Origin of the sequence: Janthinobacterium sp. UMAB-56 (assembly GCF_900095265.1) — a bacterium.
Classification (GTDB): Bacteria; Pseudomonadota; Gammaproteobacteria; order Burkholderiales; family Burkholderiaceae_D; genus Janthinobacterium.
Window position 1 is genome coordinate 215800 of record NZ_LT607654.1, and the last position, 26293, is coordinate 242092.

The 26293-nt window shown below is 63.9% G+C and carries 20 protein-coding genes; 2 read left to right on the forward strand and 18 right to left on the reverse strand.

Going from position 1 to position 26293, the window contains the following annotated elements:
• Positions 1–125 precede the first annotated feature (125 nt).
• The 7 genes from K0F85_RS09615 to K0F85_RS09645 form a co-directional block, all read right to left on the reverse strand.
• Positions 126–524 (reverse strand): DUF1842 domain-containing protein, encoded by a 399-nt coding sequence (locus K0F85_RS09615; RefSeq protein ID WP_219115816.1) that lies wholly within the window; start codon positions 522–524, stop codon positions 126–128.
• A gap of 368 nt (positions 525–892) precedes the next feature.
• Complete coding sequence (msrA, locus tag K0F85_RS09620; RefSeq protein WP_219115817.1) at positions 893–1402, reverse strand: peptide-methionine (S)-S-oxide reductase MsrA; 510 nt, start codon at positions 1400–1402, stop codon at positions 893–895.
• Positions 1403–1458: 56 nt separating this feature from the next.
• The gene (locus tag K0F85_RS09625; protein WP_219116052.1) at positions 1459–2802 is read right to left on the reverse strand and encodes an MBL fold metallo-hydrolase; all 1344 of its coding nucleotides are present in this window, start codon (positions 2800–2802) and stop codon (positions 1459–1461) included.
• 106 nt (positions 2803–2908) lie between these two features.
• Positions 2909–3883: a porphobilinogen synthase gene (hemB, locus tag K0F85_RS09630; protein WP_219115818.1), complete on the reverse strand. Its 975-nt coding sequence runs from the start codon at positions 3881–3883 to the stop codon at positions 2909–2911.
• Between the two features lie 112 nt (positions 3884–3995).
• Positions 3996–4898 carry a DUF535 family protein gene (locus K0F85_RS09635; protein WP_219115819.1) on the reverse strand — a complete coding sequence of 301 codons (903 nt, stop codon included), beginning with the start codon at positions 4896–4898 and terminating at the stop codon, positions 3996–3998.
• Positions 4899–5065: 167 nt separating this feature from the next.
• Entirely contained in the window at positions 5066–6418 is a 1353-nt protein-coding gene (locus tag K0F85_RS09640; RefSeq protein ID WP_219115820.1) for a cell wall metabolism sensor histidine kinase WalK, read from the reverse strand.
• Positions 6411–7097 carry a winged helix-turn-helix domain-containing protein gene (locus K0F85_RS09645; protein ID WP_219115821.1) on the reverse strand — a complete coding sequence of 229 codons (687 nt, stop codon included), beginning with the start codon at positions 7095–7097 and terminating at the stop codon, positions 6411–6413. The genes K0F85_RS09640 and K0F85_RS09645 overlap by 8 nt, the downstream gene beginning before the upstream one ends.
• A 268-nt stretch (positions 7098–7365) precedes the next feature.
• Between K0F85_RS09645 and K0F85_RS09650 the strand changes: the two genes are divergently transcribed.
• Both K0F85_RS09650 and K0F85_RS09655 read left to right on the forward strand, forming a co-directional pair.
• A complete protein-coding gene (locus K0F85_RS09650; protein WP_219115822.1) occupies positions 7366–8142 on the forward strand; it encodes a YdiY family protein in 777 nt (258 codons plus the stop codon).
• 10 nt (positions 8143–8152) lie between these two features.
• A complete protein-coding gene (locus K0F85_RS09655) occupies positions 8153–10018 on the forward strand; it encodes a triacylglycerol lipase (RefSeq protein ID WP_219115823.1) in 1866 nt (621 codons plus the stop codon).
• 15 nt (positions 10019–10033) lie between these two features.
• Here K0F85_RS09655 and K0F85_RS09660 read toward each other — a convergent pair whose 3' ends face one another.
• The 11 genes from K0F85_RS09660 to ppc form a co-directional block, all read right to left on the reverse strand.
• Positions 10034–11029, reverse strand: coding sequence for an HD domain-containing phosphohydrolase (locus K0F85_RS09660; RefSeq protein WP_219115824.1), 996 nt, complete (start codon positions 11027–11029; stop codon positions 10034–10036).
• 13 nt (positions 11030–11042) lie between these two features.
• Positions 11043–14753, reverse strand: a complete 3711-nt coding sequence (locus K0F85_RS09665; protein ID WP_219115825.1) for a PAS domain S-box protein — start codon at positions 14751–14753, stop codon at positions 11043–11045.
• A 357-nt stretch (positions 14754–15110) separates the two neighbouring features.
• On the reverse strand, positions 15111–15719 hold the full coding sequence (locus K0F85_RS09670; protein ID WP_219115826.1) for a hypothetical protein: 609 nt from the start codon (positions 15717–15719) through the stop codon (positions 15111–15113).
• 44 nt (positions 15720–15763) lie between these two features.
• The gene (locus K0F85_RS09675) at positions 15764–16132 is read right to left on the reverse strand and encodes a hypothetical protein (protein ID WP_219115827.1); all 369 of its coding nucleotides are present in this window, start codon (positions 16130–16132) and stop codon (positions 15764–15766) included.
• 74 nt (positions 16133–16206) lie between these two features.
• Positions 16207–18666, reverse strand: a complete 2460-nt coding sequence (locus K0F85_RS09680; RefSeq protein WP_257572656.1) for a TonB-dependent siderophore receptor — start codon at positions 18664–18666, stop codon at positions 16207–16209.
• 127 nt (positions 18667–18793) lie between these two features.
• Positions 18794–19771 (reverse strand): FecR domain-containing protein, encoded by a 978-nt coding sequence (locus K0F85_RS09685; RefSeq protein ID WP_219115829.1) that lies wholly within the window; start codon positions 19769–19771, stop codon positions 18794–18796.
• Positions 19768–20358, reverse strand: coding sequence for a sigma-70 family RNA polymerase sigma factor (locus tag K0F85_RS09690; protein WP_219115830.1), 591 nt, complete (start codon positions 20356–20358; stop codon positions 19768–19770). The genes K0F85_RS09685 and K0F85_RS09690 overlap by 4 nt, the downstream gene beginning before the upstream one ends.
• Positions 20359–20493: 135 nt before the next feature.
• Positions 20494–20673: a hypothetical protein gene (locus K0F85_RS09695; RefSeq protein ID WP_219115831.1), complete on the reverse strand. Its 180-nt coding sequence runs from the start codon at positions 20671–20673 to the stop codon at positions 20494–20496.
• Positions 20674–20830: 157 nt separating this feature from the next.
• Positions 20831–22291 (reverse strand): pyruvate kinase, encoded by a 1461-nt coding sequence (gene pyk / locus K0F85_RS09700; RefSeq protein WP_219115832.1) that lies wholly within the window; start codon positions 22289–22291, stop codon positions 20831–20833.
• Positions 22292–22379: 88 nt separating this feature from the next.
• Entirely contained in the window at positions 22380–23390 is a 1011-nt protein-coding gene (gene gap, locus K0F85_RS09705; protein WP_219115833.1) for a type I glyceraldehyde-3-phosphate dehydrogenase, read from the reverse strand.
• A gap of 32 nt (positions 23391–23422) precedes the next feature.
• Complete coding sequence (gene ppc / locus K0F85_RS09710; RefSeq protein ID WP_219115834.1) at positions 23423–26176, reverse strand: phosphoenolpyruvate carboxylase; 2754 nt, start codon at positions 26174–26176, stop codon at positions 23423–23425.
• Positions 26177–26293: the final 117 nt, after the last annotated feature.

Here is a 26293-nt window from a genome sequence, read left to right on the forward strand (position 1 = left end):
CCTTGGTGCTTGTATTCGGTGAGAGTTGCCGGATGCTCCGGCTTGCAACACAGCAAGCAGTCGACTACGCCGAGGGTTGTCCCCATCTTGAGGACAAGCCTCGGCCTGAAAACTAGCCAGCGTGCCTAGCCGCGTTGCTTGATGGGTACGTTGTCGATCTTCTGGTTGCCATAGCTGAAGGACCCGTGGCCGCTCCAGTGATTGTCGGTGACAAAAGTCGCTTCAAACTTGGCCAGGTAGCTGCCGATGGCAGGTGGCGGCACGGACACGACGTATTCGCCGCTGAGGCTAAAGACGCGCGTGGCGCCACCGATGCCCAAGCCATGCACGGGGCCGCTGACAGGACGGATCACCACGCGACCATGCGGTGGCGCGATCGATTGCGTGATCAGGGCTTCGCCGCTGACGCTGCCGTCGTCGGGGTTGTAAAACAGGGCCAGATTCAGGATGGGCGCGCCGGGCAGGCCGAGATTGCCGGCGATCAGATAGACGTGTTCTACCGCATTCAGTTCAGATGAGGACACAATGTACTCCTTCGGGAAATGTTTCCTGAGCCAGGAAAAGCAGAGATCGCACGCAGCGACAGGCACTGGCTATCAGCCATGCAGATGGCCATCATTTCTTGGCGCATCAACACTCTGCCGACAGCATAGTCCTTATTTTCGTAATAATATGCTCACATTATTGCCTTGAATTGCATTCATTTTGTGCAGCGCCCAGTATTCAGGGGTAGCTAGCATTTATGCAGCATGCGGGCTTAGACCTAGCGCAAACCATTGACGCTGGCTGGAGATGTCCAGCCATTCATACGCGCGCTTCGCCAGGCGATGACGCTCGACGGCTGCACGCCCATGGCGTGGGCAATCTCCATGGCCGTCAGCCCTCTGCCTGCTTACTGCCCGCGCTGCGGCAAGACCCAGTCCGGCCTGATGTAGTGGCAGGTATAGCCGTGCGGCAAGCGTTGCAGATAATCCTGGTGCTCGGGTTCCGCTTCCCAGAACGGGCCGGCCGGCGCCACTTCCGTCACCACCTTGCCGGGCCACAGGCCGGAGGCATCGACGTCGCGGATGGTCTCTTCGGCCACCAGCCGTTGTTCTTCGCTCGTGTAAAAAATGGCCGAACGGTAGCTCGTGCCCCGGTCATTGCCCTGGCGATCCGGCGTGCTGGGGTCGTGGATCTGGAAGAACAATTCCAGGATCTTGCGGTAGCTGATGGTTTCCGGATCGAAGAGGATTTCGATCGCTTCCGCATGCGTGCCGTGGTTGCGGTAAGTGGCGTTGGCCACGTCGCCGCCACTGTAGCCCACGCGCGTGGCGATCACGCCCGGATAACGGCGCAGCAAGTCTTGTACGCCCCAGAAGCAGCCGCCCGCCAGGATCGCGGTTTCCTTGTCTTGTGCCATGGTGTCTTTCCCGTTCTAGTCAGAAGCAGTCATCTTACTCTGTCGCGCGATTTTCTTCAGCGCGCCAGCAAGCGTTTCAGCTGCGCCGCCTGGTAAGCGCCGATGGCGTCGTTGAACAGGCAACGGATCAAGGGGTCGTCGACGATGTCCGCGTCCCTCAGTTCGGCCTGCGTAGCCGCATCGAAAGGCCCATCGTTGATGCGCATGTACATCGACGTCAGCGATTCGCCCAGCACCAGCGCCGCATGGCACTTCACCAGCGGCAGCTCGGTGGTCCAGCCCGGCGCCTCGCCCGTGTCCGGCACCAGGTCGATCAAATCGCCATGCGTGCGGTAATGCAGGATGGTGACGCCGCCCTCATGGCCGTACAGCGACAGCCGCCACAAACGCGGGGCCTGGAAATAGCTCTCCTCGGGCAGTTCCATGTCGCGGTAGCGCTCAAGCAAACCGTTCCGGCAAAAATCGAGCACCAGCGCTTCATCGGTCCTATTCAAGGCGGCGAAACGCCGTGCGATGTCAGACGTGGCGGGCGGCGGCGCCTCGGGGCGGTAGTCGAAATCCACGTCTTGCGGACCCACCGGGATGACCCACGGCAGCGGCGCGGCCGTCTTCAAACCGTCAGCGTCGAGCAGCACGGCCGTCGAGGGATCGAGGCGGAAGATGTGCGCCTCAGGCAGCGCGGCGCCGATCTCCTGCGCAAACTGGCGGTAGCTAATCGGGAACATCGCATGGTTGTACCAGGACCAGTCTTCCTGCACGAACTGGCAGGAACTGGGCACCAGGTATCGGGGCGCCAGCGCGCGCAGCTGCGGCACCCAGTCGTCGGGAAGCTCGACCGGGCCAGGCTGCGCTTGCGATGGCGCGATAACGGCGATCTCGCGCATGGTCTGGAATGGCCACAAGACCATGTCCCAGGGTGCGAACGCGGCCAGTTGCGCCAACGTTTCAGGGCCGATCCAGGAATCGACGACGTTGAGCACATTCAGGCCGGCGGCGCGCACCTGGAACAGCGAATCGACATCGTCGTCCAGCGCCCGGCGCGGGATCACCTCGATGGCGCCCACCCGCACGGGCACGTCGACGTACAGCCGCTCGACGGCGGTAAAACCCAGCGCACGTAGCATCGCGAACAGCTCGTCGAAGACGCAGTACAGGTAGATGGGCGTGGCACGGTCGAGCACATCGAGGCTGTCGAGCGAACAGTGGTCGTCGTGGAAGTGCGAGATGAAGACGGCATCCCAGCGCAGCCGGCGCACGGCGTCGAGGTCGAAACGCACGGCAGGAAAGGCGTGGCAGTTGCGGCTGAACGGGTTTTCGACGATAGGGTCGAAGGCGATGGTCGTGCCTTCGCATTCGAAGACATAGCCGGCGTGCAGGATGCGGGAGATTTTCAGGGGCATGGGGAAATAAATAAAACCCAACGGCAAATTCCGGGGTCAGACCCGGCGGGCCTGACCCCAGCTCTTGCTTTTAGGGTGAAAATAAGCACCAACTTGACGGCAGTGTTTAATACGGATTATTCAGCACATCCATCGCAAAGTACGTAAAGATCATGTCGGCGCCCGCGCGCTTGATGGCACCGAGGGTTTCCTGCACCACGCGGCGCTCGTCGATGGCGCCCGCCTGCGCGGCGAACTTGATCATCGCGTACTCGCCACTGACCTGGTAGGCGCCGATTGGCAGGCGCGTCACTTCGCGCAAGTCGCGGATGATGTCCAGGTAGGCGCCGGCCGGCTTCACCATCAGCGCGTCGGCGCCTTCGGCTTCATCGATCAGCGATTCGCGGATCGCTTCGCGACGGTTCATCGGGTCCATCTGGTAGGTCTTGCGGTCGCCCTTCAGCGTGCTGCCGGCCGCGTCGCGGAACGGGCCATACAGGCCGGAGGCGAACTTGGTGGAATACGCCATCACGGGCGTGTCGTGGAAACCGGCCGCATCAAGCGCGTTGCGGATCGCCGCCACCTGGCCATCCATGGCGGCCGATGGGGCGATGATGTCGGCGCCTGCCTGGGCCGCAATGACGGCCTGCTTGCCCAGGTTCAGCACCGTGCTGTCGTTGTCGACCGTGTCGCCATGCAAAATACCGCAATGGCCGTGGTCCGTGTATTCGCAGAAGCAGGTGTCCGACATGACCACCATTTCCGGCACCGCGTCCTTGATGATGCGCGACATGCGCGCCACCAGACCGTCCGGATTCAGGGTGTCCGTACCGTGGCTATCCTTGTGATGCGAAATGCCGAAGGTCATGACGGAGCGCAGGCCGGCGCGCGCGTAGCGCTCCACTTCCTGTGCCAGCTTCGCTTCGGGAATGCGGCGCACGCCGGGCATGGACTTGATGTCGATGAAATCGCTGCTGCCTTCGTCGACGAAGATCGGCAGGACCAGGTCGCGCGGATTGATCTCGGTTTCGCGGAACAGCTCGCGCAACTGCGGAGTCGCGCGCAGGCGGCGCATGCGCGAAGTTGGGTAGTGTGCTGGCATGGGGTGACTGGCTTCGGGTTGAGAACGCCGACAAGTATACGCCGATCACGCCGCTTGCGCCGGGCCGCCTGGCAAAAAAGCCGCGCAGGTCAAGAAACGCTACCCTCAACTTTCATTGCGCGAGCAGCAGGCCCGCCACTTGCCAGCGCATGTCCGCCGCCAGCTGCAGCAGCATGGCGCCGCGACGGCGCGCATCGGCGCGTTTTTTCGACGCTACCAGCTCCAGCTCCGGCATCTGGCAAGGCCCGCATGGCAAGCGATAATTGCCGTCGCTGGTGGGCAGCGCATGCAGTTCTTGCCACGCCAGGTCGTAGTCGCAAGAGATGTGACGGCGCCGGCGCCAGTTCAGCGCGATGCGGTTGGCATTACTGACCAGGTCCAGATGGCCGCAGCCGAAAAAGTCGCCCAGGTCGCGCAAGGCGGCCACCATCAGGTTTTTCGGCCGGCAGCCGTGCAGCGCCCGCGTGGCTTCCTTCACCGCCTGCGCGCCGGCGGGCGAGCGCAAGCCCTGCAAGGCACCCAGCTGGATGGCGCTGCCGCCTGGCTGCGGCCGGAACAGGAAACTGGCCAGATACAGCGAGACGCCGTCGCGCGTCAGGCGCAGGCACAGTTCCCCTTCGCGGTGGCTGTCGTGGATGGCTGTCAACTGCAAGCGGTAGCTGGCGCCATCCTTGCCTTCGATGGTGGCCAGCACCAGCGCGCGCCGCGCCGCGTATTCCACCAGTGGCCGCGCGCCCGCCTGCCACAGGAAGCGGTAATGGCCACGCAGCAGCTCCGCGCGCGCCGCGCAGCCGAAGCGGCGGCTCGCGTAGGGCCGGTAGATTTTATACAGCAGGCTGGGATGGGCTTGCGCCAGCGCCGCCAGGCCCGGCATGCCGGCGATGAACGCTTGCCAGCGCGCGCGCTGCACGGGAAAGACGATGGCGCCCAGGGCGGCCTTGAGGCGGTGGCCGTGCTGGCGCAGCGGCGCCTGCTGCGGCGCGTCGCTGTCGTCGGTGGCGGTAAAAGTATGCATGCGAACGGCTCTACGACGGGTCTGGATGAAGGGGACGCGGCAACGGCCGCAGGCAGCCCGGCACCGGCGGCTGCGCGCAGGCAGCCGCTCTACACCGGGTAGTGCGGATGATAGGGGGAGGCGAAAACGAAGGGGGTTACAAGTTGGTAATGTGCCGCTTGGCCACACTAGCGCAGCAGCCGCAATCGCAGGCGCAGGCCCGGCGCCGCATCCTCGATCTCCAGGCTGCCGCCATGCAGGGCGGCGATGGCCGCCACGATGGAAAGGCCCAGGCCATTGCCGGGCAGGTGGCGGCTCTTGTCGAGCCGGTAAAAACGCTGCGTCAGCTTCGGCAGTTCTTCCCTTGGCACGCCGGGGCCGTTGTCGCGCACGGCCAGCCAGCTGCCCAGCTCATCGCTGCCGGCCGACACTTCCACCGTAGCGTCCGGCCCAGCGTACTTGATGGCATTGTCGACCAGGCTGGCCAGGGCGCTGCCCAGCAAGTTGCGGTCGCCGCGCGCCGGCACGCCCTCGCCATACATCTGCACCAGCAGCACGCCCTGCTCGTCGGCCGTGGCTTCGTACATTTCCACGATGTCGGCGCCGATCTGTTGCAGGTCGATGTCGTCGAAATTCTCGGGACGCATGCCCGATTCGGCCGCCGCGATCTGCAGCAGCTTGTCGAACACGCGCGTCAGGTCGTCGATGTCGTCGATGGCCGCCTGCGCCGCGTTCGCGTAGCCGGCCACGCCCGGCTGCTGGCGCAAGACGCCATCGAGCTTGTTGCGGATGCGTCCCAGTGGCGTGCGCAAGTCGTGCGCGATGGCGTTCGAGACGTGGCGCACGCCTTCCATCAGATGTTCGATGCGGTCGAGCATGCGGTTGATGTCGCGGCTCAGCAAGCCGAATTCATCCTCGCTGGCGACGGGGATGCGCCGGCTCAGGTCGCCCGCCTCGATTTCCCCCGCCGTGCGACGGATCTGGCCGATGCGCGCTTCGAGCTGGCGGCGGAACAGCCAGGCGCCCGCCACCACCAGCAGAATGGCCACCCCGCCACCATAGGCCAGCGAGCGCAGCACCAGGCTGCGGATCGACTTGCCCTCTTCCATGTCGCGTCCCACGAACAGCCGCGCGCCCCCCGCCAGGTCGCGGATCAGCATGCGCGCGGGCACCCTGCGTCCTTCGCGCGTGACGTCGCGGTGCAGCAGCCGGCCCACGGGGCTGCCCGCATCGGGCCAGGACGACAGATTACCGGCCACGCGGCGGCCATCGGCATCGACCAGCAAAAAGATCTCCGTGTCGCTGTCGGTGCGGTCGGTGAGCAAATGGGCGATTTCCGCCGTCGTGCGGCTGTCGCCGCCCTGTTCGTACAGCGTGGCGAGGCGCTCCGAGAGCAGGGTCAGCTTGCGGTCCACGCTGCGGTCCAGCACGCCGATGGTGCCGAAGTAGAACACCGCGCAGACGATGCAGATCGACACGACTACCAGCACGCCATAGCCGAGCGCCAGGCGGGCCGCGATCGAGCGGTGCCAGTTACGCACTATCGATCACGTCCAGGGTGTAGCCGACGCCGCGCACCGTGTGAATCAGCGGTGGCGCAAATTCCTTGTCCACCTTGGTGCGCAAACGGCTCACCTGCACGTCGATGACGTTCGTCTGCGGGTCAAAATGATAATCCCACACGGCTTCGAGCAGCATGGCGCGCGTGACGGACTGGCCCTGGTGGCGCATCAGGTATTCGAGCAGGCGAAATTCGCGCGGTTGCAGGGCGATCTGCCGGTTGGCGCGCGTCACGCGCATGGTACGCATGTCGAGCACCAGGTCGGCCACCTGCAGTTGCGTCGCTTCGGGCACGGGCGCGGCGCGGCGCAGCAGCGCCTCGATGCGCGCCAGCAGTTCGGCGATGGCGAAGGGTTTGGACAGATAATCGTCGCCACCGCTGCGCAGGCCGCGCACGCGCTCGTCGACGCTGGACAGGGCCGACAGCACCAGCACGGGCGTGTTGCGGCCCATGCCGCGCAGGCGCGCGACGATGGCCAGGCCATCGATTTCGCCGGGCAGCAGGCGGTCGAGCACCAGCGCATCCCAGTCTTCGCCGCAGGCCAGGCGCATGCCGTCGATGCCATTGTCGCAGGCGGTGACGTCGTGGCCCGCCTCGCGCAGGCCGGCACAGATATAGCGGGAAGTTTCAGCTTCGTCTTCGATGACCAGGCAGCGCACGGGAGATTCCTTGTAAAAATCGGGACACCAAATAGGCGCAGCATACGCCAGGCGCGCGCCACTTGCCAGCCCTGCCGCGTGCGGCAAACGATGACAGGGTCGGGTACAATACAGCCTCGACAATGTTTTGGCCGCGCCCGCGCGCGCATGCGCGCAGGTTTTATCGGCGCCTCCCGGCTTGCCGCGGCCTGCATAGCCAACACTGCCATCACCACCGCCATTAACGAACAGCAGGCACGCCTGGCGCGCGCCACAGACAAATACAGCCATGAAATCGACCCCTACTCTCGCACTGGCGCTGGCCTTGGCCATCACCTGCGGCGGCGCCGCCGCCAAAGATACCAAGCAAAGCCTGTTGTTCGATGAAATCCCCATCGGCAGCTGGAGCACTTCCGCCGAACTGGGCGCCATCACCACCTCGGGCAACACGGTCGGCACCTCCGTCACTGGCAAGATCGATGCGCGCCAGGAACTCGATGACTGGAGCAACCAGTACATCTTCAGCGGCTACTTCAAGGAAGACGAAACGACCAACGACGATGGCGAGAAGGTGCGCGAGCGCTCGGCCGAGCGCTTTTCCGCCTCCGCCAAGGCCGCTTACAAGCTGATGGCGGACAATGAGAAGCTGTTCGTGCTGGCCTCGCACGTGAACGACAAGTTCGGCGCCTATACCAAGTACTCGACCCTGGCCGTCGGTCATGGCACGCGCTGGTACCAGTCCAGCGACAAGAGCGTCGACGTGGAAATCGGTCCTGGCTATTTCAGCGGCACCAACGACACGGGCGAATCGGAACACGGCCTGACGGTGCGCGGCGCCGCCGCCATGAAGTGGAAGATCAGCCAGTCGGCCATGTTTACGCAGACGGTCAGCGTCGAACGGGGCACCTCGAACACCCACTCGATCGCCGAAACAGCCCTCAGCACCAAGATTAACGGCACCATGCAAATGAAGGCCGCCTTCAGCGCCCGCAACGATACGCGCGTGCCCGATGACAAGAAGAACACGGATACGCAAACCTCGCTGACCCTGGTTTATTCCTTCTAAGGCGCCCACTATGCTGACGCGGCACCTGCGCGTAAGCGCCCTGCTGTGCGCTGCGCTGCTGCTGAGTGGCTGCGCCGCCGTCACCGTCAGCGCGATCTCGCCCGCCGACTACCTGCAGCAGCGGCGCGGCGACATCCTCACCACCGGCAAACTCAGTGCCGCGGCCAGCGAGGTGCTGCGCATCGTCGGCAGCGACATCACTGCCTGCGTAGGCAATACGGGCAACTGCCGCGCCGACCTGGCCCGCTCCGAGCTGCTCAGCGACGAGCAACGCCTGGCGACCCTGTCCGAGCTATGGCTGGCAAGCGCCCTGACGGAAGAAAAACAGGGTGGCCACGCCAGCGCCGAGCGGCTTGCCGCCTGGCTGGAATCGGCCCGCTACGCCTATGCCTACCTGTTCTATACGACGCGCACGCCAGGCCAGCGCGCCTTCGAGGAGCGGCAGACGCAGATTCGCGACTACTACAACTACGCCGTGCAAAAGGCCGTCGGCAACCTGTTTCGCCACCGCAGCGAATACCGTCCCGACGGCAATGTGATCCGCGTCGCCGGCTGGCAGATCGACAGCGAATTGTCGGCCCTGCGCCTGCCCGCAGACGGCACCGTGCCCGAGGAACTGCTGCCGGCGACCTCGCTGTCGTTTTCCGGCCTGCGCAATGTGTACCGGCGCGACGGCTTCGGCGCCGACCTGGTGGCCGTCATGCCCAAGCCGCCGGCGCCGAAAGGCGAGTATGTGCCGTACCAGGAAACCCGCTTCCCCGTCGTCACGGCGTTGATCCGCTTCGACGGCAACAGCCTGCAGGAGGTATTGGCAACGCAGCAACTGATGGTGATGCTGGTCGACCCGACGCGCAGCGAATCGACGCGCATGGCGGGACAGGAATTGCCCGTGGCAGCCAATTTCACGGCCGGCTATGGCTTGTGGCTGGCGCGTTCCGGCTTCGGCGTGCAGGCGCTGCGCACCCTGTTCGGCCGCGCCGACGGCATTTCGCGCCCGCAGGTGCACCTGATGCAACCCTATGACCCGAACAAGCGCACCATCGTCATGCTGCACGGCCTGGCCAGCAGTCCGGAAGCGTGGATCAACGTGGCAAATGAACTGATGGGCGACGAACAGCTGCGCCGACGCTACCAGATCTGGCAAGTGTACTACCCGAGCAATGCGCCGCTGGCGGCCAACAACGTCGCCATCCGCCAGGCGCTGGCCGCCACCCTGGCCCAGTTCGACCCTACTGCCAAGGCGAACGCGGCAAACGACATGGTATTGATCGGCCACAGCATGGGCGGCGTGCTGGCGCGCCTGATGGTCTCGGACGCCAGCAACACCCTGCTCGACGCCATCACGGAAGGATACAATTTGAAGGGAAAGAAGGCCGAAAAAGTGCGCGCAGGACTGGCGCCCTACCTCAACTTCACGGCCATGCCGCAGGTCAATCGCGCCATCTTCATCGCTGCGCCGCACCGTGGCACCTCGTTCGCCAACCACAAGATAGCGCGCTGGATCGCCAACCTCGTCACCTTGCCGATCACCATGCTCGACCAGCTGTCGGATGCGGCCGGCAGCCTGGCGCAGCTCGATACGGGCAGCAGCGAGCCGCTGCGCATCCCCAACAGCATCGATAACCTCAGCGACAAGGACCCGTTCGTGCGCCTGGTGGCGGACCTGCCCATCAGCCCGAAAGTGCGCTACTACTCCATCATGGGCAACGACACGCCGCAGCTGCCGCTGGCGGAATCGAGCGATGGCGTGGTCCCCTACGCCAGCGCCCACCTCGATGGCGCGCTGTCGGAAAAAGTCATCCCCTCGTGGCACAGCGTGCAGGAAAGCCCGCAGGCAATCCTGGAGATACGGCGGATTTTGCGGTTGCCTGACTAGGCGATTGCCGTTTCCCTACACCGGCTCGCGCCACTGCTCCTTAATTTCCAGCATGGCCGGCAAGTGTTCCACGAACAGCGCCAGCAGCACCGGATCGAAGTGCGTGCCGCTGTCGCGCTGCATGGTGGCGATCGCGTCCGACACCGTCCAGGCGGGCTTGTAGGGGCGTTCGCTGGTGAGGGCGTCGAAGACGTCGGCGATGGCGACGATGCGCCCTTCGTGGGGGATTTCCTCGCCCTTCAAGCCTTGCGGATAGCCGCTGCCATCCCATTTCTCGTGATGCGTGAGGGCGATGGTGCGCGCCATTTTCAGCAGGCCGCCCGCATGCTCGCCGATGATGGCCGCGCCGATTTCCGCGTGGCTGCGCATGACGTTCCATTCGTCCGCATCGAGCTTGCCCGGCTTTTGCAGGATGGCGTCTGGGATGCCGATCTTGCCCACGTCGTGCATGGGGGCCGCGTTGAGCAGGTCTTCCGCCCTGCCCGCGCTGTAGCCGGCCGCCAGCGCCAGCTGGCGCGCGTAATAGCTCATGCGGATGACGTGCATGCCCGTTTCGTTATCCTTGTATTCGGCCGCCTGGCCCAGGGTCTGGATCACCTGCAGGCGCGAGCGGCGCAATTCCTCGGCGTCGACCAGCGACAAATGCGTACGCACGCGGGCCCGCACGATGGGCGGACTGACGGGTTTCGTGATGTAGTCGACGGCGCCGGCGTCAAAACCGTCCGCTTCGTCTTTCACGTCGCACAGGGCGGTGACGAAAATGACGGGGATGGATGCGGTGGACGGCATGGCTTTCAGCTGCCGGCACACGTCGTAGCCCGTCATGGCGGGCATCATGATGTCGAGCAGGATCAGTTCGACGGGGTTGTTGCGCGCCAGTTCCAGCGCCTTGTCGCCATCCTTGGCATACAGCAGGCGGTAGTCGTCCTGCAGTATCTGGCGCAGCACCTGCAGATTCGTCGCTTCGTCATCGACCAGCAGCAGGATCGGTTTGTCTTCGTGTAAGGTCATCTGTAGCCCAATATCAGGAAAGGTCGGCAGGCGTTGGCGCTTCCAGCCACGCCAGCAACTGGCGCAGCACGCCCACGGCGCGCGCAAATTCAAAGTCGTCGATGGCACTGGCCAGCGCCTGCAGGCGCTGTTGCTGGCCGTGCGGCACCAGCATGGCGGTGATCTGCGCCATCAAGGCGTCGTCGAGCTGTCCGCCTTCCAGGCTGGCGATGGCTTGCCGCAGCAAGGCGCCCGCAGCGGATGCATCGAGGGGCGCGCTGGCGAGGGCCTCGCCCGGCGGCGCCGGCGGAGCCTCGGCACCCGCCTCCAGCTCGCCGGCCAGCGCCATGAAGGCGGCAGCCAGTTGCACCAGCAATTCGGTCGCCGGCAGTTGGCCCGCAATCGCTTGCTCGATGCGTCCCAGCAGGCTTTCGACCTGCACCAGGCACAGGTTGCCCGCCGCGCCCTTGATACGGTGCAGCAGGTGACCCGCCACGCTGCTGCCGCCGCGTTCCAGTTCCACCGCCAGCATGGCGGCGCAATCGCCATTGGCTTGCACGAAGCGCACGATGGCGCGCTGCAAGGCTTCGCGTCCGCCCCACAGGGCGATGCCGCGCTGCCAGTCCACCTGGCCAGCGGCAGCCCGCGCCAGCGCGCCGGACGCCGGCGGCGGCATGGCCACGGCGATATCGAGCAGGCGGGCGATTTCCGCCGTCAGCTTGTGCATTTCCAGCGGCTTCGAAGCAAAACCGTTCATGCCGGCCGCCTGTGCGGCGCGCCGGTCCTGTTCCAGCACGCTGGCCGTCAGGGCGATGATAGGCGTCGGTTTCAAGCCCTGCTCGCGCTCGAACACGCGGATCAGGCGCGTCGCTTCCAGGCCATCCATGCGCGGCATCTGCACGTCCATCAGGACGATGTCGAAGCTGCCCTTGCTGTACTCGCGCACGGCGCTCTCGCCATCGCTGGCGGCGATCACCTGGTGACCGGCCGCGCCGAGGCTGATCAAGAGCAGCTCCACGTTCTGCGGCACGTCGTCCGCCGCCAGGATACGCAGCGGTGGCAAGGCCACCACGGGCTGCTCGCTGCGGCGCGCCACGGCCTTGCCCGGCGCCAGCGGCAGCAGCACGTGGAACACGCTGCCCACGCCCAGGGTGCTTTCCACCGTGATCGTGCCACCCATCAGCTCGACCAGCTGCAGTGAAATCGTCGTGCCCAGGCCGGTGCCGCCAAAGCGGCGGCTCATCGAGGAATCGGCTTGCGTAAATGGGGCGAAGATTTTATCCAGGCGGTCGGCGGGGATGCCGATGCCCGTGTCGTGCACGGCGATATGCACCTGCGAGTCCTGCATGCCGACGGCCACGCGTACATGGCCCACTTCCGTGAACTTGACGGCGTTACCGATCAAATTCGTCAGCACCTGCTGTACCCGGCGCGCGTCGCCCAGGAAGAACTGGCCCATGCCAGGGTCGACATCCACGTGCAGCACCAGGTCGCGCGCCTGCGCCGTGATGCGCAGGGACGCGGCCACGTGGTCGACCAGGTCGGGCAGCGAAAAGTCTACCAGTTCCAGTTCGGTGGCGCCTTTTTCCAGCTTGGCCGTGTCGAGTATGTCGTTGAGCAGTTCGAGCAGGGAACGCGCCGACTGGCGCACCGTGCCCAGGTGGCGGCGCTGCAGGCTGTCAAGGGCGGTCCCCAGCAGCACTTCCGTAAAGCCGATGATGGCGTTCATCGGCGTGCGGATCTCGTGGCTCATGTTGGCCAGGAAGCTGGTCTTCGATTCGGCGGCCAGCTCGGCGCGGTCTTTTGCCGCGCGCAGGTTTTCCTGCATGGCGCGCCGCTCGCTGACGTCGGTGGCCAGCTTGACTACCTTGAACGGCTTGCCGTCCGTGTTGAGGATCGGGTTGTACGAGGCCTGTATCCATATTTCCCGACCCGCCTTGTCGATGCGCTTGTACTCGCCCGTGTTGAATTGACCCTGCGCCAGCTGCTGCCAGAACGCGATGTAATCCGGCGAGGTCACGTAGCCCGGTTCGCAGAAGATGCTGTGGTGCAGGCCCAGCACATCGTCGAGCTGGTAGCCGACCAGGTCGAGGAAGTTCTGGTTGGCTGCCAGGATGCGCCCCTGCAAGTCGAACTCGATGACCGCCGTCGCGCGCGAGATGGCCGTCACCTTGCCCTCATATTCGGCGTTGCGCAATTCACTTTCCGTGATGTCGAGGATGACACCGTCGATCCAGCGCACCACGCCGTCGTTATCGAGTACGGGGCCGCTGCTTTCGCGCACCCAGCGCTCGCGCCCGTCGCGGTGCAGCATGCGGTAGACGTTCTCGAAGTCGCGCTTCTCGCCTGCCGCCTGCACGCAGGTGTCGTTGACGCGCTGGCGGTCATCCGGGTGGACGAGGTCGAACAGCCTGACCCTGCCCTCGGTGAAGTCCTGCGGCATCCAGCCTGTCAGGTTGAAGACGGCGTCGCTGATGAAAATCATCTTCCATTCAGGCGCGAAGCTGCAGTGGAAGGATACGCCGGGGATATTGCGGATCAGGGTGCGGTACTGGCGCTCGCTGTCCTTCAGCGCCTGCTCCATGCTGCGCGAAGAGCGCATGTCCGTGACAAAAGCTACGAACAGCGGCTGGCCCGGGGTGTCGATCTTGCCGATCGCCACGCGCATGGGCAGCACGGCGCCATCCTTGTTGCAGCCATCGATTTCGCGTCCGCTGTCGAGGATGCGCGAGGCGCCCGTTTCCAGGTAGTCGCGCAGATAGCCCTCGTACGCGGCCGCATCGGACCGCTGCAGCAGCACGCTGGCGTCGCGCCCCACGATCTCGGCTTCGCTCCAGCCAAACAGGCTTTCTGCGGCGGGATTGAAGGAGCGCACCTTGCCCTGGCCATCGATGGTGATCAAGCCATCGGCCGCCGTATCAACGATGGCGCGCAGGCGCGATTCGCTGGCGCTGGCATGGCGCAGCAATTGGCGGTAGCGCAGCAAGCCGTTCGCGGCGACCACGAAGACGGTCAGGGTGACGGTAATCAGGGCCACGGCCAGGGCCACGAACGACGCCTGTACCGTAATCGTGTTGTCGCCTGCCGTGGGTGTGCCGGAAAAACGCGCCGCCAGCATGCCCGTGTAATGCATGCCGGAAATGGCCAGACCCATGACGACACTGCTGACCAGCAGCGCGGTCAGCGGACTGAGGCGCTGGCACAAGGCGCTCAGGCCGAAGCGTATCCACAGCGCCAGCATGGCCATGACGACAGCCACCAGCAGCGACAGCGCGAACAGCCACGGCTGGTACTGCAGGGTTAGCGAGGTCTGCATGGCGGCCATGCCGCTGTAATGCATGGAACCGATGCCAACACCGACGAGCACGCCGCCCACCACCAGTTGGCGCCAGTTGATGCTCGGACGCGCCAGCAAATGCAGCGCCACCCACGAAGCGGCCACGCCGGGCAGCATGGACAGCAGGGTCAGGCTGGGGTCGAAGGAGACGCGCGTGCAGATGTCGAAGGCCAGCATGCCAATGAAGTGCATCGACCAGATGCCGCCGCCGAGCGCGATGGCACCCGTGATGATGGCCGTCTGGCGCTGGAAGCCGCGCTCGCTGGTGCGCGCCATGCCGGCGATCTGCAGGGCCATGAACGAGGCAAAGACGGCGATGCCGATGGAAAACAGCACCAGCCCGACGTTGTGCGTGCCATAGATGTAGGGCATGGAATCGGTCGAGACGGCAAAGATGGAACTCAGCATTTTGTCGTGAACTACATAAAGTGAAACGTGACGTCGCAAAACATGACAGCGCACCGCGCCTGCGCCCGGCTTTTTAGCAAAGCGGCAACACAGCGAAAATGACAACGGTAGCAGTCGACCAGGGCAAGGCTCGGTCATCACGCCCGCGCCTGCCGCGCGGGGGAAAGATGCTATTTCAGACAGAAAAAGCGGTATGCGTGCGAACTCTGGCGCGGATAACTGGCCGCCAGCGTGACGATGATTTTTTTTAAGAAGATTGAGTATAGTTGCTTTACGAAAATATTCATAGGACTTCTGCAATCTAATTATCAAAAATACCAGCTATTGCGGCGTCGATGCGACAATGACCAGCCCCGCCTACACGTGCGGCCAACGCGCGCGGATGGCTGCGGATTGCTGGCTGGGCGCTCCGGCCGACTCGCTGACAGGGATACCTGCAAGTGTGCAGCGGCGACTGAGTTCGTCTTTGATCTGGTGCAGCGACCAGCGCTGCGGCACGGGCAAGTCCAGGCCCACCACGCGGATCAGCGGGCAGTCCTCGAGGTTGGTGTAGAGCAGCAGCTCCACGCGCGCCAGCGGTGGCGCCGCCCGGTAGACCTGCAGCGCGCCTGCATACGTGACCACTTCCAGGCGCTGCAGCTGCGCCAACTCCAGCTGCACGCTTTTATCCCAGCCCGGCAAGCGCCGCGCCTGGCGCCGCAGCAACAGTCCTGCATCGTTCAGTTCCACATGGAAGAGCAGAGCGCGTCCGGGATAAAATACCAGGCCCGCAAACCAGGCGGCCAGCGCCAGCGGACCGAACAACACTGCCTCGCCCGCATACGACACGTCGCGCCAGACGGCTTGCCCGATAAAGGCAAGGATCAGGGCACAGCCGGCCGGCAGCACGCTGCGCCACAACACGGGGTGCAAGTTTTCCATCAGCGCGGCCTCGGCTGCGGCATCCTCGGCTGGCGCAAAGCGCATCCACTCCGCGCGTGCCCCTTTCAGCCTGGGCGCCGGCGGCGCACTCAAGCGTTTGCCGCCAGCATGCTGCGGAACCACGCCAGTTGCTCGCGCGTCAGGTAATTGGCGCCATCGCCATGCAGGAGGACGATTTCGATCTCGGCTGGAATCGACGCGAGCAGCTGCGCGCCCGTGACGGGAATATGGGGAAAGGCGATGCCGGCCAGGAAAGCTGGCTCCTGCGCCACCGTCACGCAGCGGCGCTCGGGATTGGGCGACGGCACGAGGAACAGGTCGATCTGCTCGCTTTGTCCGCCGATGACGACGTGCAATTGGGCGGCCAGCAGTTCGGGCAGGATCAGCTCGATGTTATTCTCGGCGCGCGATTGCTGGAAAGCGCTTTTCAGGGGCGTGAGGACTGGTGTGGCGGACATGGTAACGGTAAAAAATGGAGACGGCGGCAGTGTAGCAGAGGCGCCGCGAGGGACGCGCTCTGCAAGCAAAGCCTTTACATCTTGTAGTTCAGTGTAACGAGCACGCTGCGCGGCACGCCATAGCGTTCCAGCCCGCCAGACCAGGAATAGCCGAGCGCCTGGTAGTAGCGGCGGTCGAGCACATTGTCGACATTCACGCGCAGTTGCAGCTGTTCGCTGAAACGGTAGCCGGACGTCAGGCCGACGATGGCGTAGCCGCCCTGCTGGGTCAGGTAAGCCGTGTCGCGCCGGTAGATCTTGTCCTGCGCGTAGACCGAGGCGCCCAGATTCCATCTGGCCAGGCTGCCGCTCAGTTGCACATTCGTGTACAGCTTGAACAATTGCTTCGGTTCATCCGTGGCGATGCGCTGGCCGATGTTGTCGGCCACACTATCTTTCGTGTACTTAGCCAGCACATAGGTGTAGCCGCCAGCGATCTGCCAGCCCGGCAATGGCGAACCTGCCAACTGCAAGTCGATGCCTTCGCTTTGCACCTGCCCGGCCGCACGGGCGCAGTAGATGGCGCCGCCCGTGGGGCAATTGAGCTCATCGGTCATGGCGCGGTTGTTTTGCCGGATGCGGAACAGTGCGCCGCTGGCATTGAGCCTGCCGCCGAAATATTCGCCCTTGACGCCCACTTCCAGGTTGCTGCCACTCAAAGGCGGCAAGGTATTGCCGCGCACATCGAGCACGCTTTGCGGCTGAAAGATTTGCGTGCCGCTCGCATACATGGAATGATGCTGATCCAGATCATAGACCAGGCCAGCGTACGGCGTAAACTTCGCGTTTTCCGTCAGGTCGCGACGCCACGTCGGGTTGGTGGCATACCAGCCCGTAACGTCCTGCGCATACCAGCCGAAGCGCCCGCCCACCACCAGGCGCAGCGGATCGGCCAGGCTGAAGTTGCCCGCCGCATACACACCCTTCTCGTCCGTCTTGCGGCCCCAGTTATACGGCTCGAACGGCGCGCCGCGCATGGAGTAGGCGCGCGGATTCCAGTGACGGATGTCGATCACGCGTGTTTGCGCGCCGTCCCAGCTCTGTGCCGCGTCCGAATCATCATGGCGGTAGCTGGCGCCCACGATGACATCGTGCTGGCGGCCGAACCAGGTGACGGGGCCGCTCAAGCGCCAGTCGGCCACCACTTGTTGCGTGTTGTACTTCCAGCCCGTTTCCGACTGCCTCAGCAGAGACGTTTCGCCCTCGATGCGGCTATTCGTCGTGTTGCGCGTCGCTGACGAGGCATCGATATGCGTGATGGCGAAACGGCTGCGCCAACCCTTGTCGAGCCGCGTTTCCAGGTCGGCGAAGACGACGTTGTTGTCGCGCTTCTGGAAAGAATCGGCGTTATTCAGGAAAGTCGAGCGTGGCAAGTCCATGTGACTGCCGTCGGGCAAGGTCGGCAAGCCGACGAAGACGCCCTCGGTGCGGCTGTGCTGGCGCGAAAAACCGATGCCGGCCGTGGTGGACGGCGTCAAGTCCGCTTCGACGATCGCATACACGGTGCCGTTGCTGTTGTTGACGACATCGACAAAGCTGTCGCTGTCGCGCCAGCTGGCCGCCACCCGCCCGCGCACGCTGCCCGAGGCGTTCAGGGCATTGCTGGCGTCGAGCGTCCCTTGCCGCTCCTTCCAGCTGCCCAGGTGCAAGGAAGCATTCAGCAGGGGCGTTGCCGTGGGGCGCTTGCGTATCATGTTGATGCTGCCAGACGGCGCGCCCGCCCCTTCCATCAGCCCGGTGGCGCCGCGCACCACTTCCACGCGGTCATACATCAGCATGTCGGCGGAAACGTTGCGCTCATTAAAACCCGTGACATCGAGCGGCAAGCCATCGACATTCACGTGGCTCAAGGCAAAGCCCCGGGCAAAATACGTGGTTTCCTGGTCGGACACGCCCTGCGTCTTGCCATACAGGCCGGGCGTGGCGCGCGCCACGTCCTGCAAGGTGCTCAGGTCGAAATCTTCCATTTGCTGGCGCGAAATCACACTCACCGTTTGCGGCGTGTGGCGCTGCGACAAGTTCAAGCCCGTGGCCGTCGTCATATTGCCCGAGGTATAGAGTCCCGTGCCTTCCGTGGCGCCGTCCGCCTCGGCGCTGACGAGCACGGCGGGCATGCTGACCAGGCCGCCATCGGCCCTGCCGTCATCGATCTTGCGCAACAGATAATTGCCGCTGCCGCCGTCCGCAACTTCCAGGCCGCTGCCCTGCAGCAGTTTTTGCAGGCCGGCGGCAACGCCATGGCGCCCCTGCAAGCCAGGCGTCGCCATGTTGTCGAGCGCCACGCCCTGGGTGGACAGGTTGATCCCGGCGGCGATGGCAAACGTGGATAGCGCATGGCGCAGGCTGCCGGCAGGAATGTTGTAGTCGTGCGCCGTGGCAGCCGGGCTGGCCTCGGCCGCCAACGCCACCTGCGCCAAGCCGGTGCTGGCGGTGCCCATGGCGAGCAGCAATACCAGCGCGGCGCGCACGGCGCCGGTGGTGGGATGGAGCGTCATGCGTACTGTCGTAAAGTTGCGGTGCTGCGTAGCCATGTGGACCCTTTCGATCGTCGGATTGTTCGTTCTCTACTTGATATGACGAAGCAATCCGGAAAAAGGGACAGGCCAGTGGAAAATAATGGCGTCAGGCCGCCTCGACACTGATCCAGTAGCGCGTGCGGCGCGCCAGCCGGATCGGCAAGGTGCGCTGCAGCAAGAGCAGGATATTGTCCGGGTCCTTCAGCTGGAAAATGCCGTCCACGGGCATGGCGGCCAAGGCCGGATCGCAGCGGATGATGCCGTAGCGGTAGCGCGCCACCTGTTCGAGCACTTCGGCCAGCGGCATGCGCTCGGCGACCAGCACACCCTGCAACCAGCCGGCAGCGTGCGGCCCCAGCGGCGTCAAGGGGGAAACGACACGATCATCGAAACTGCCCTGCCGACCCGCATTGACCCTGCACAAGGCGCCGGGCGCCTGCGCTGGCCGAATTTCGACGGCGCCCTCGCTCACGCCCACCTGCGTGCGCGGCGCCAGTACGCTGCCGCCCTGGCGCACGCTAAAGTGCGTGCCCAGCGCGCGCACGGCACCATTGCAACTGCGCACGAGGAAGGGACGCGCCGGCACAGCTGCGTCGCGCCCCGTGGCGACATGGATCTCGCCGGCATGCAACTCAAGCAGCCGCAATGCCGCACCGTAATGCACATCGATGGCCGTATCCGTATTGAGCACCAGTTGCGTGCCGTCGGGCAATGTCATGTGGCGGATTTCACCCCTGGCCGTGCGGATGGCCGCGCGCCATGCTTGCCAGCCTTGCCAAGGTCGCGACTGGCTGGCCAGCCACAGGGCGGGCCCGGCCGCGATCAACCCGGCCAGGCCGTAGAGCACGGCACGCCGCTGTGGCGACTGCGGCGCCCCGTCCGCCGCCTGGCGCAGCGCGGGCGGCACGCTGGCCAGGGTGCTGCACACCAGCTCGGCCCGCTTCCACGCCGTGTCGTGCGCGGGATCGCTGGCGCGCCAGGCCTGGAACGCACGCTGCTCGTCGGGGTTCAAGGGGCCTGCATGAAGACGCACCAGCCATTGCGCCGCCGCGCGCGCGGCGCGCGGGTCGATAGCGGCGTTCACAGGACCAGCAAGATGCAGCGTTCAAACGCCTGCACCATGTAGCGCTTGATGCTGCGCTCGCTTACGGCCAGGCGCCGGGCGATGTCCCCGTAAGCCAGGCCATCGACATGGGCCAGCAGGAAGGCGCTGCGCACCAGCGGCGGCAAGCCGTCGAGCATGGCATCGATGCGCTGCAAGGCCTCCAAGACCAGCAAACGTTCTTCCGGCGACTGCATCAGCAGATCGGGCTGCTGCGCCAGGGTTTCCAACCACGCCTGCTCCAGCGATACGCGCCGGTAATGGTCGATCAGCAAGCGCTGCGCCACGGTGGTCAGGTAGGCGCGCGGTTCGCGTACGGTGTGCCGGCCCTCTGGCGGCGCCGTCAGCAGACGCACGAAAGTATCGTGCGCCAGGTCGGCCGCATGGTCGGCGCACTGCAGCTTGGCGCGCAGCCAGCGCATCAGCCAGCCATGGTGATTACTGTAAATGACTGCGATCGATTCGCTGGACTGCGCAATGTTCACGATGGACTCCTGCGCAGCAAGCGACAAGGTGGAGGGTTGGCGATAGCGGGGCGACAGCACCACCCAACTGAGAATAATTCTCATTATCGCAAACTCTGCGCGCCCGCGTCAATGCCGGCACCTGCCCGCACCCGGAAATTGTTGCTTCAGCCTGCGTGGCAAGCCTGTCGCGCGCCCATCATGAATACGGCACGCCGGCAGTCCAATGAAGGCGACGGTTCAGGCCAGCGTGCGTTTCGCAGGCTTTGCGGCCAGCACGAAGGGAATGGCAAGCGGACCCAAAAAAACCACGAGGATGGCCCTGACTGCAGTCGTTTTCAAGGAACGGCGCTTGGCAAGGTAGAGGCAAACGAAGGCCGACAGAGACCAGATCAGGGCCGGCAGGTAGGTAGTCATCATGCGCTCCGGGTGCGCCTAGCAAGGCAGGGAAACCATGCTGACACGGAAACGTGGCCACCGCAACGGCAGATTGGGCATCTGCCATTGCGGTGGCCGACCAAGCGCCACTTTTTCAGCCATTCTTAAGACTGTGAGCGGCTGTCGGCCAGTGATACGGTCAGTGCTGGCCGATCTTCATGATTTTCAGTGCATTCGTACCGCCCACCTTGCCCATGGGCTCGCCCCAGGTCAGCACGACGGTATCGCCCTTGGTGACGACCTTATGCTCCACCAGCAAGTCTTCCGCCTGCTGCAAGACCTTGTCGCGGTCCGTGCCGGAGGTCAGTTCCAGGGTGCTGACGTTGCGGTACAGGGCCAGCTTGCGGCGCGTGCCCACGCTGGGGGTCAGCGCGACGATGGGGATGTCGATGTTGCAGCGGCTCATCCACAGTGCCGTGGAACCCGATTCCGTCAGGGTGGCAATCGCCTTCACCCGCAGGTGGTGGGCCGTAAACAGGGCGCCGTAGGCGATCGACTGGTCGATGCGCGAGAACGTGGCATTGAGGAAATCGGCGTCCAGCTTGCAGGTATCCCATTTTTCCGCGTCCAGGCAGATGGCGGCCATGGCTTCCACCGTTTCGATCGGATAGCGGCCCGAGGCCGTTTCCGCCGACGTCATGACGGCGTCCGTTCCATCGAGCACGGCATTGGCCACGTCGGACACTTCGGCGCGCGTCGGCACGGCGTTGACGATCATCGATTCCATCATCTGCGTGGCCGTGATCGCCAGTTTGTTTGACGCGCGCGCCATCTTGATCATGCGCTTTTGCAAGGCCGGCACGGCCGCATTGCCCACTTCCACGGCCAGGTCGCCACGCGCCACCATGATGCCGTCGGAGGCATCGAGGATTTCTTGCAGCGCAGGAATGGCTTCCGCCCGTTCGATCTTGGCGATCATCATCGGCTTGTGGTCCCACGCTTCGCCGGCAATATTGGCCAGCTGGCGCGCCATGACCATATCGGTGGCGTTTTTCGGGAAGGACACGGCCACGTAATCGGCCTGGAAGCTCATCGCCGTCTTGACGTCTTCCATGTCTTTCGCCGTCAGGGCCGGCGCCGACAAGCCGCCGCCCTGGCGGTTGATGCCCTTGTTGTTCGACAATTCGCCGCCGATTTTCACGGTCGTGTGAATTTCGCTGCCGACGACTTTATCCACCGTCAGGACGATGAGGCCATCGTTGAGCAGCAGCACGTCTGCCGTGCGCAAGTCGCGCGGCAATTCCTTGTAGTCGAGGCCGCATCGCTCGATGTTACCCAGCTCGCCGTTCTCGCCCCACTTCGCGTCGAGAATGAAGGAAGCACCGTTTTCCAGGAAAATCTTGCCTTCTTCAAACTTGCCGACGCGGATCTTCGGACCTTGCAAGTCAGCCATGATGGCCACTTCGCGGCCACACAGGGCCGCCGCTTCACGCACCATGCGGGCGCGGTCGATATGGTCTTGCGCCTTGCCATGCGAAAAGTTCAGGCGCACGACATCGACGCCGGCCTTGAACATGCGGACCAGGGTCTCGACATCGTTCGAGGCGGGGCCGATGGTGGAAACGATCTTGGTGGCGCGTTGCTGTACTTGCATGGTCATGTTGTGCTGCTTTCTATGAATAAGTTACTACAAGGGCCAGCCTTGTGGGCCGGCCGTCCTGGTGCGCTGGATCAGCGGCGGTTCTTTCTTACTTGGCCGCCATCAAGGCAACCGTGGTGTCGAGCATGCGGTTCGAGAAACCCCATTCGTTGTCATACCACGACGATACTTTCACCAATCGGCCCGACACCTTGGTCAGGGTCGAGTCAAAATTCGACGAAGCGGGGTTGTGGTTGAAGTCGACCGAGACCAGCAGTTCGGTCTGGTAAGTCAGTATGCCTTTCAGGGCGCCTTCCGACGCGGCCTTCATCAGGGCATTGACTTCTTCCACAGTAGTGTCGCGCTTGGCGATGAAGGACAGGTCGACCAGCGAAACGTTGATGGTCGGCACGCGGATGGCGAAGCCGTCCAGCTTGCCATTGAGTTCAGGCAGCACCAGGCCAACGGCCGCAGCCGCGCCCGTCTTGGTCGGGATCATGCTCATGGTGGCCGAACGGGCGCGACGCAAGTCTTCATGCATCACGTCGCTCAATACCTGATCATTCGTGTAGGAATGCACCGTCGTCATCAGGCCCGATTCGATGCCGATGGCGTCGTTGAGCGGTTTCACTAATGGCGCGAGGCAATTCGTCGTGCATGAGGCATTGGAAATCACGATATCCGACGCTTTCAGCACATGCTGGTTCACGCCAAACACGATGGTGGCGTCCACGTCCTTGCCGCCAGGTGCGGAGATGATGACTTTTTTTGCCCCGCCCTTCAGGTGGGCCGAGGCTTTTTCCTTGGTGGTGAAGAAACCCGTGCATTCGAGCACCACGTCGACACCGAGTTCGCCCCAGGGTATCAAAGCCGGATCGCGCTGCGCGAAGACGCGGATGCGGTCGCCATTGACTATCATATTATCGCCATCGATGGTGACGACGCCGGGAAACTTGCCGTGCACCGTGTCGTAGCGCGTCAAATGCGCGTTCGAATTGGCATCGCCGAGGTCGTTGATGGCGACGATGTCGATATCCTGCTGCTTGCCGCCTTCGTAAAACGCACGCAAGACATTGCGGCCGATGCGGCCATAGCCATTGATGGCAACTTTGATGGTCATGCTGTCTCCTTGATATTGTTTAAGCAACTCATTTAACCACTGTTACGCAAGCCCGCAGCGATACCGTTGATCGATAAATGGATGCCCGTGCGGGCCGCTGCATCTTGTTTGCCTTCGCGGAAGCGTTTCAACAACTCCACCTGCACGTGATTGAGCGGATCGATATACGGGAAACGGTTACGTATCGAACGCTGCATCAACGGGTTGGCTTGCTGCAACTCTTGCTGGCCCGTGATCAGTTTCAAGGCATCGAGCGTGGCCGCGTACTCGGTGCGGATGCGCGTAAAAATGGCGTCGCGCAAGGCCTTGTCCTTGACCAGTTCCGCATACTTGCCGGCGATGGCGATGTCGCTCTTGGCCAGCACCATATCCATGTTCGACAGCAGGGACGTGAAGAAGGGCCAGTCCGTGTACATGCCGCGCAGCACGTCCGCGCCGTCCGCCGGATGGGCGGCCAGGTAAGCTTGCACGGCGGAACCGAAGCCGAACCAGCCCGGCAGCATCAAGCGGCATTGGGCCCAGCTCAAGACCCAGGGAATGGCGCGCAAGTCCTCGATGGACGTGGATTTCTTGCGCGAGGCGGGACGGCTGCCGATATTGAGCGCGGCAATTTCCGCGATCACCGTCGATTCCCAGAAATACTGTTCAAAGCCGTCCGTGCCATACACGAGGTCGCGGTAAGCGTTCAGTGCCGTGCCCGACAGCTCTTCCATGGCGGCAAGATGGCCCGCGCCGGCCGAGGCCTTCGGTTGCAGCTGAGCCTGCGGCAGCAAGGTCGACTGGATGGTGGCGGCCACCAGCACTTCCAGGTTGCGGCGCCCCACTTCCGGATTCGCATACTTGGCCGTGATGACTTCGCCCTGCTCCGTCAAACGGATCTGTCCCTGCACGGCGCCCGCTGGCTGGGCCAGGATGGCTTCGTAGCTGGGGCCGCCGCCGCGGCCGACCGAACCGCCACGCCCGTGGAACAAGCGCAGCTTGATCTGGTATTCCTTGAAGACCGTCACCAGCTCGATCTCGGCTTTGTAGAGTTCCCAGCCGGACGTGAGGAAGCCGCCATCCTTGTTGCTGTCCGAATAGCCGAGCATGACTTCCTGCTGGTCCGCGCGCGACGCCAGCAAGCCCCGGTAGAACGGCAAGCCGAAGGCGCGCGCCATGATGGCGGGCCCGGCGCGCAAGTCGTCGATCGTTTCGAACAGGGGAATGATGTTGACATCCACTTCGCGGCTGTCCTGGCGCAGCAAGCCCACTTCTTTCAGCAGCAAGGCCACTTCCAGCAAGTCCGAGACGCTGGCCGCCTTCGAAATGATGCAGTTGGGCACCGATTCGCGGCCATATTTGACGTGGGCTTCGCGCACGGCGCGGAAAATGTCGAGTTCGGACGTCGTTTCCTCGGAATACTGCGCATACGGCGACGTCAGCAGGCGTGGCGACTCCAGCTCGGCCAGCAGCACGGCGATGCGCTGCTCTTCATCGAGGTCCAGGTAGACCAGGCCCGGCTGCGCGCCCGCAAACAGTTCGCCCACGACGCGCTCGTGCACGTCGGAATTCTGGCGCAAATCGAGCGGCGCCAGCGAGAAACCGAAGACCTTGACGGCGCGGCGCAACTGGCGCAGCCGGCCACGTGCCAGCGCGCGCAAGCCATTGCTGACCAGCGAATGCTGGACCACGTCCAGGTCGGCCAGCAATTCAAAGGCCGCAGCGTAGGGTTGCACGCCATCGGCTTGCTTGCCCTTGCCGCACAAGGCGACGCGCGTGGCCTCCAGGCGCGCATGGATGCCATGCAGGGCGCGGCGGTACGGTTCGTCGACGCGGTGCGGCGACGCATCGGCCGAACGTTCCGCCAGTGCGCGCAAGGGTTCGCTGCAGGCGTTCAGTATTTGCGCCAGCGACAGTTGCGAAGCGAGCTTGCGCAATTCGCCGAGGTAAAAGTCGAGTACCTTGTCGGCCTGCGTTTGCAGGGTGCTGCGCAAGATGTCGGCCGTCACAAACGGGTTGCCGTCGCGGTCGCCGCCTATCCAGCTGCCGACCTTCATGAAATTGGGCAATTCGGCATCTTCCCAGCGGGCGTCGCGCTGGGCCAACATCGTTTCCAGCGAGGAATACAGTTTCGGCAATTCGCGCAAGATCGTGTGGTCGTAGAATGACAGGCCATTGGCCACTTCATCCATGACAGACAGCTTGCTGGTGCGCAGCAAACGCGTCTGCCACAGGGTGACGATGCCGCGACCCAGCGCCTCTTCGTTTTGCTCGGCTTCTTCCGGCGTCATTTGCACGCGGTCGCGCTCGCTCAACAGGCGGGCGATGGCCATCTGGCAATTCTGGATACTCTTGCGCTGCACTTCCGTCGGATGCGCCGTGAAGACGGGGCTGACGAAGGCATCTTCAAAGAACGATGCCAGCGCATCGGCCTTGCCCGCGTCGAACACATTGCCGACAGCATGGCTGAGGCTACCCTGGCGCGGCGGCGAACCGGCGATCAAATGGGCGCGCGTGCGGCGGATGTGGTGTTGGTCTTCCGCAATATTGGCCAGCAGCGAGAAATAGCTGAAGGCGCGCGTCAATTGCGTGGTTTCTTCCTGGGACAGCGCTTGCAGCGCGTCCGACAGCTGCGCGCGCGCCGCAACATCATTGTCGCGGCGGAAACGGATGGCCAGCTGGCGCACATGTTCGATGCGCTCGAAGGCGGGGTCGCCCAGATGGTTGCGGATGGCGTCGCCCAGCAGACGGCCCAACTGGCGGATATCGCTGCTCAGCAGCTCGTCTTTCACTTCATTCATTTGCATGGTATTCATTTCCTGGGGCGGCCACGCCGGCACCGCACAGATTGCGTAGTACGCGCTCCCCGGCCCGGGAAACGCCCATCGTCCAATTTGTAGTAAATTTACCTTATTGTCTCACCA

Coding starts and splice junctions, on each gene's coding strand:
- msrA (WP_219115817.1), bottom strand. CDS start 1,402: ATGGCACAAGACAAGGAAACCGCGATCCTGGCGGGCGGCTGCTTCTGG.
- K0F85_RS09625 (WP_219116052.1), bottom strand. CDS start 2,802: ATGCCCCTGAAAATCTCCCGCATCCTGCACGCCGGCTATGTCTTCGAA.
- hemB (WP_219115818.1), bottom strand. CDS start 3,883: ATGCCAGCACACTACCCAACTTCGCGCATGCGCCGCCTGCGCGCGACT.
- K0F85_RS09635 (WP_219115819.1), bottom strand. CDS start 4,898: ATGCATACTTTTACCGCCACCGACGACAGCGACGCGCCGCAGCAGGCG.
- K0F85_RS09650 (WP_219115822.1), top strand. CDS start 7,366: ATGAAATCGACCCCTACTCTCGCACTGGCGCTGGCCTTGGCCATCACC.
- K0F85_RS09655 (WP_219115823.1), top strand. CDS start 8,153: ATGCTGACGCGGCACCTGCGCGTAAGCGCCCTGCTGTGCGCTGCGCTG.
- K0F85_RS09660 (WP_219115824.1), bottom strand. CDS start 11,029: ATGACCTTACACGAAGACAAACCGATCCTGCTGCTGGTCGATGACGAA.
- K0F85_RS09665 (WP_219115825.1), bottom strand. CDS start 14,753: ATGCTGAGTTCCATCTTTGCCGTCTCGACCGATTCCATGCCCTACATC.
- K0F85_RS09670 (WP_219115826.1), bottom strand. CDS start 15,719: ATGCGCTTTGCGCCAGCCGAGGATGCCGCAGCCGAGGCCGCGCTGATG.
- K0F85_RS09675 (WP_219115827.1), bottom strand. CDS start 16,132: ATGTCCGCCACACCAGTCCTCACGCCCCTGAAAAGCGCTTTCCAGCAA.
- K0F85_RS09680 (WP_257572656.1), bottom strand. CDS start 18,666: ATGACGCTCCATCCCACCACCGGCGCCGTGCGCGCCGCGCTGGTATTG.
- K0F85_RS09690 (WP_219115830.1), bottom strand. CDS start 20,358: ATGAGAATTATTCTCAGTTGGGTGGTGCTGTCGCCCCGCTATCGCCAA.
- K0F85_RS09695 (WP_219115831.1), bottom strand. CDS start 20,673: ATGATGACTACCTACCTGCCGGCCCTGATCTGGTCTCTGTCGGCCTTC.
- pyk (WP_219115832.1), bottom strand. CDS start 22,291: ATGACCATGCAAGTACAGCAACGCGCCACCAAGATCGTTTCCACCATC.
- gap (WP_219115833.1), bottom strand. CDS start 23,390: ATGACCATCAAAGTTGCCATCAATGGCTATGGCCGCATCGGCCGCAAT.
- ppc (WP_219115834.1), bottom strand. CDS start 26,176: ATGCAAATGAATGAAGTGAAAGACGAGCTGCTGAGCAGCGATATCCGC.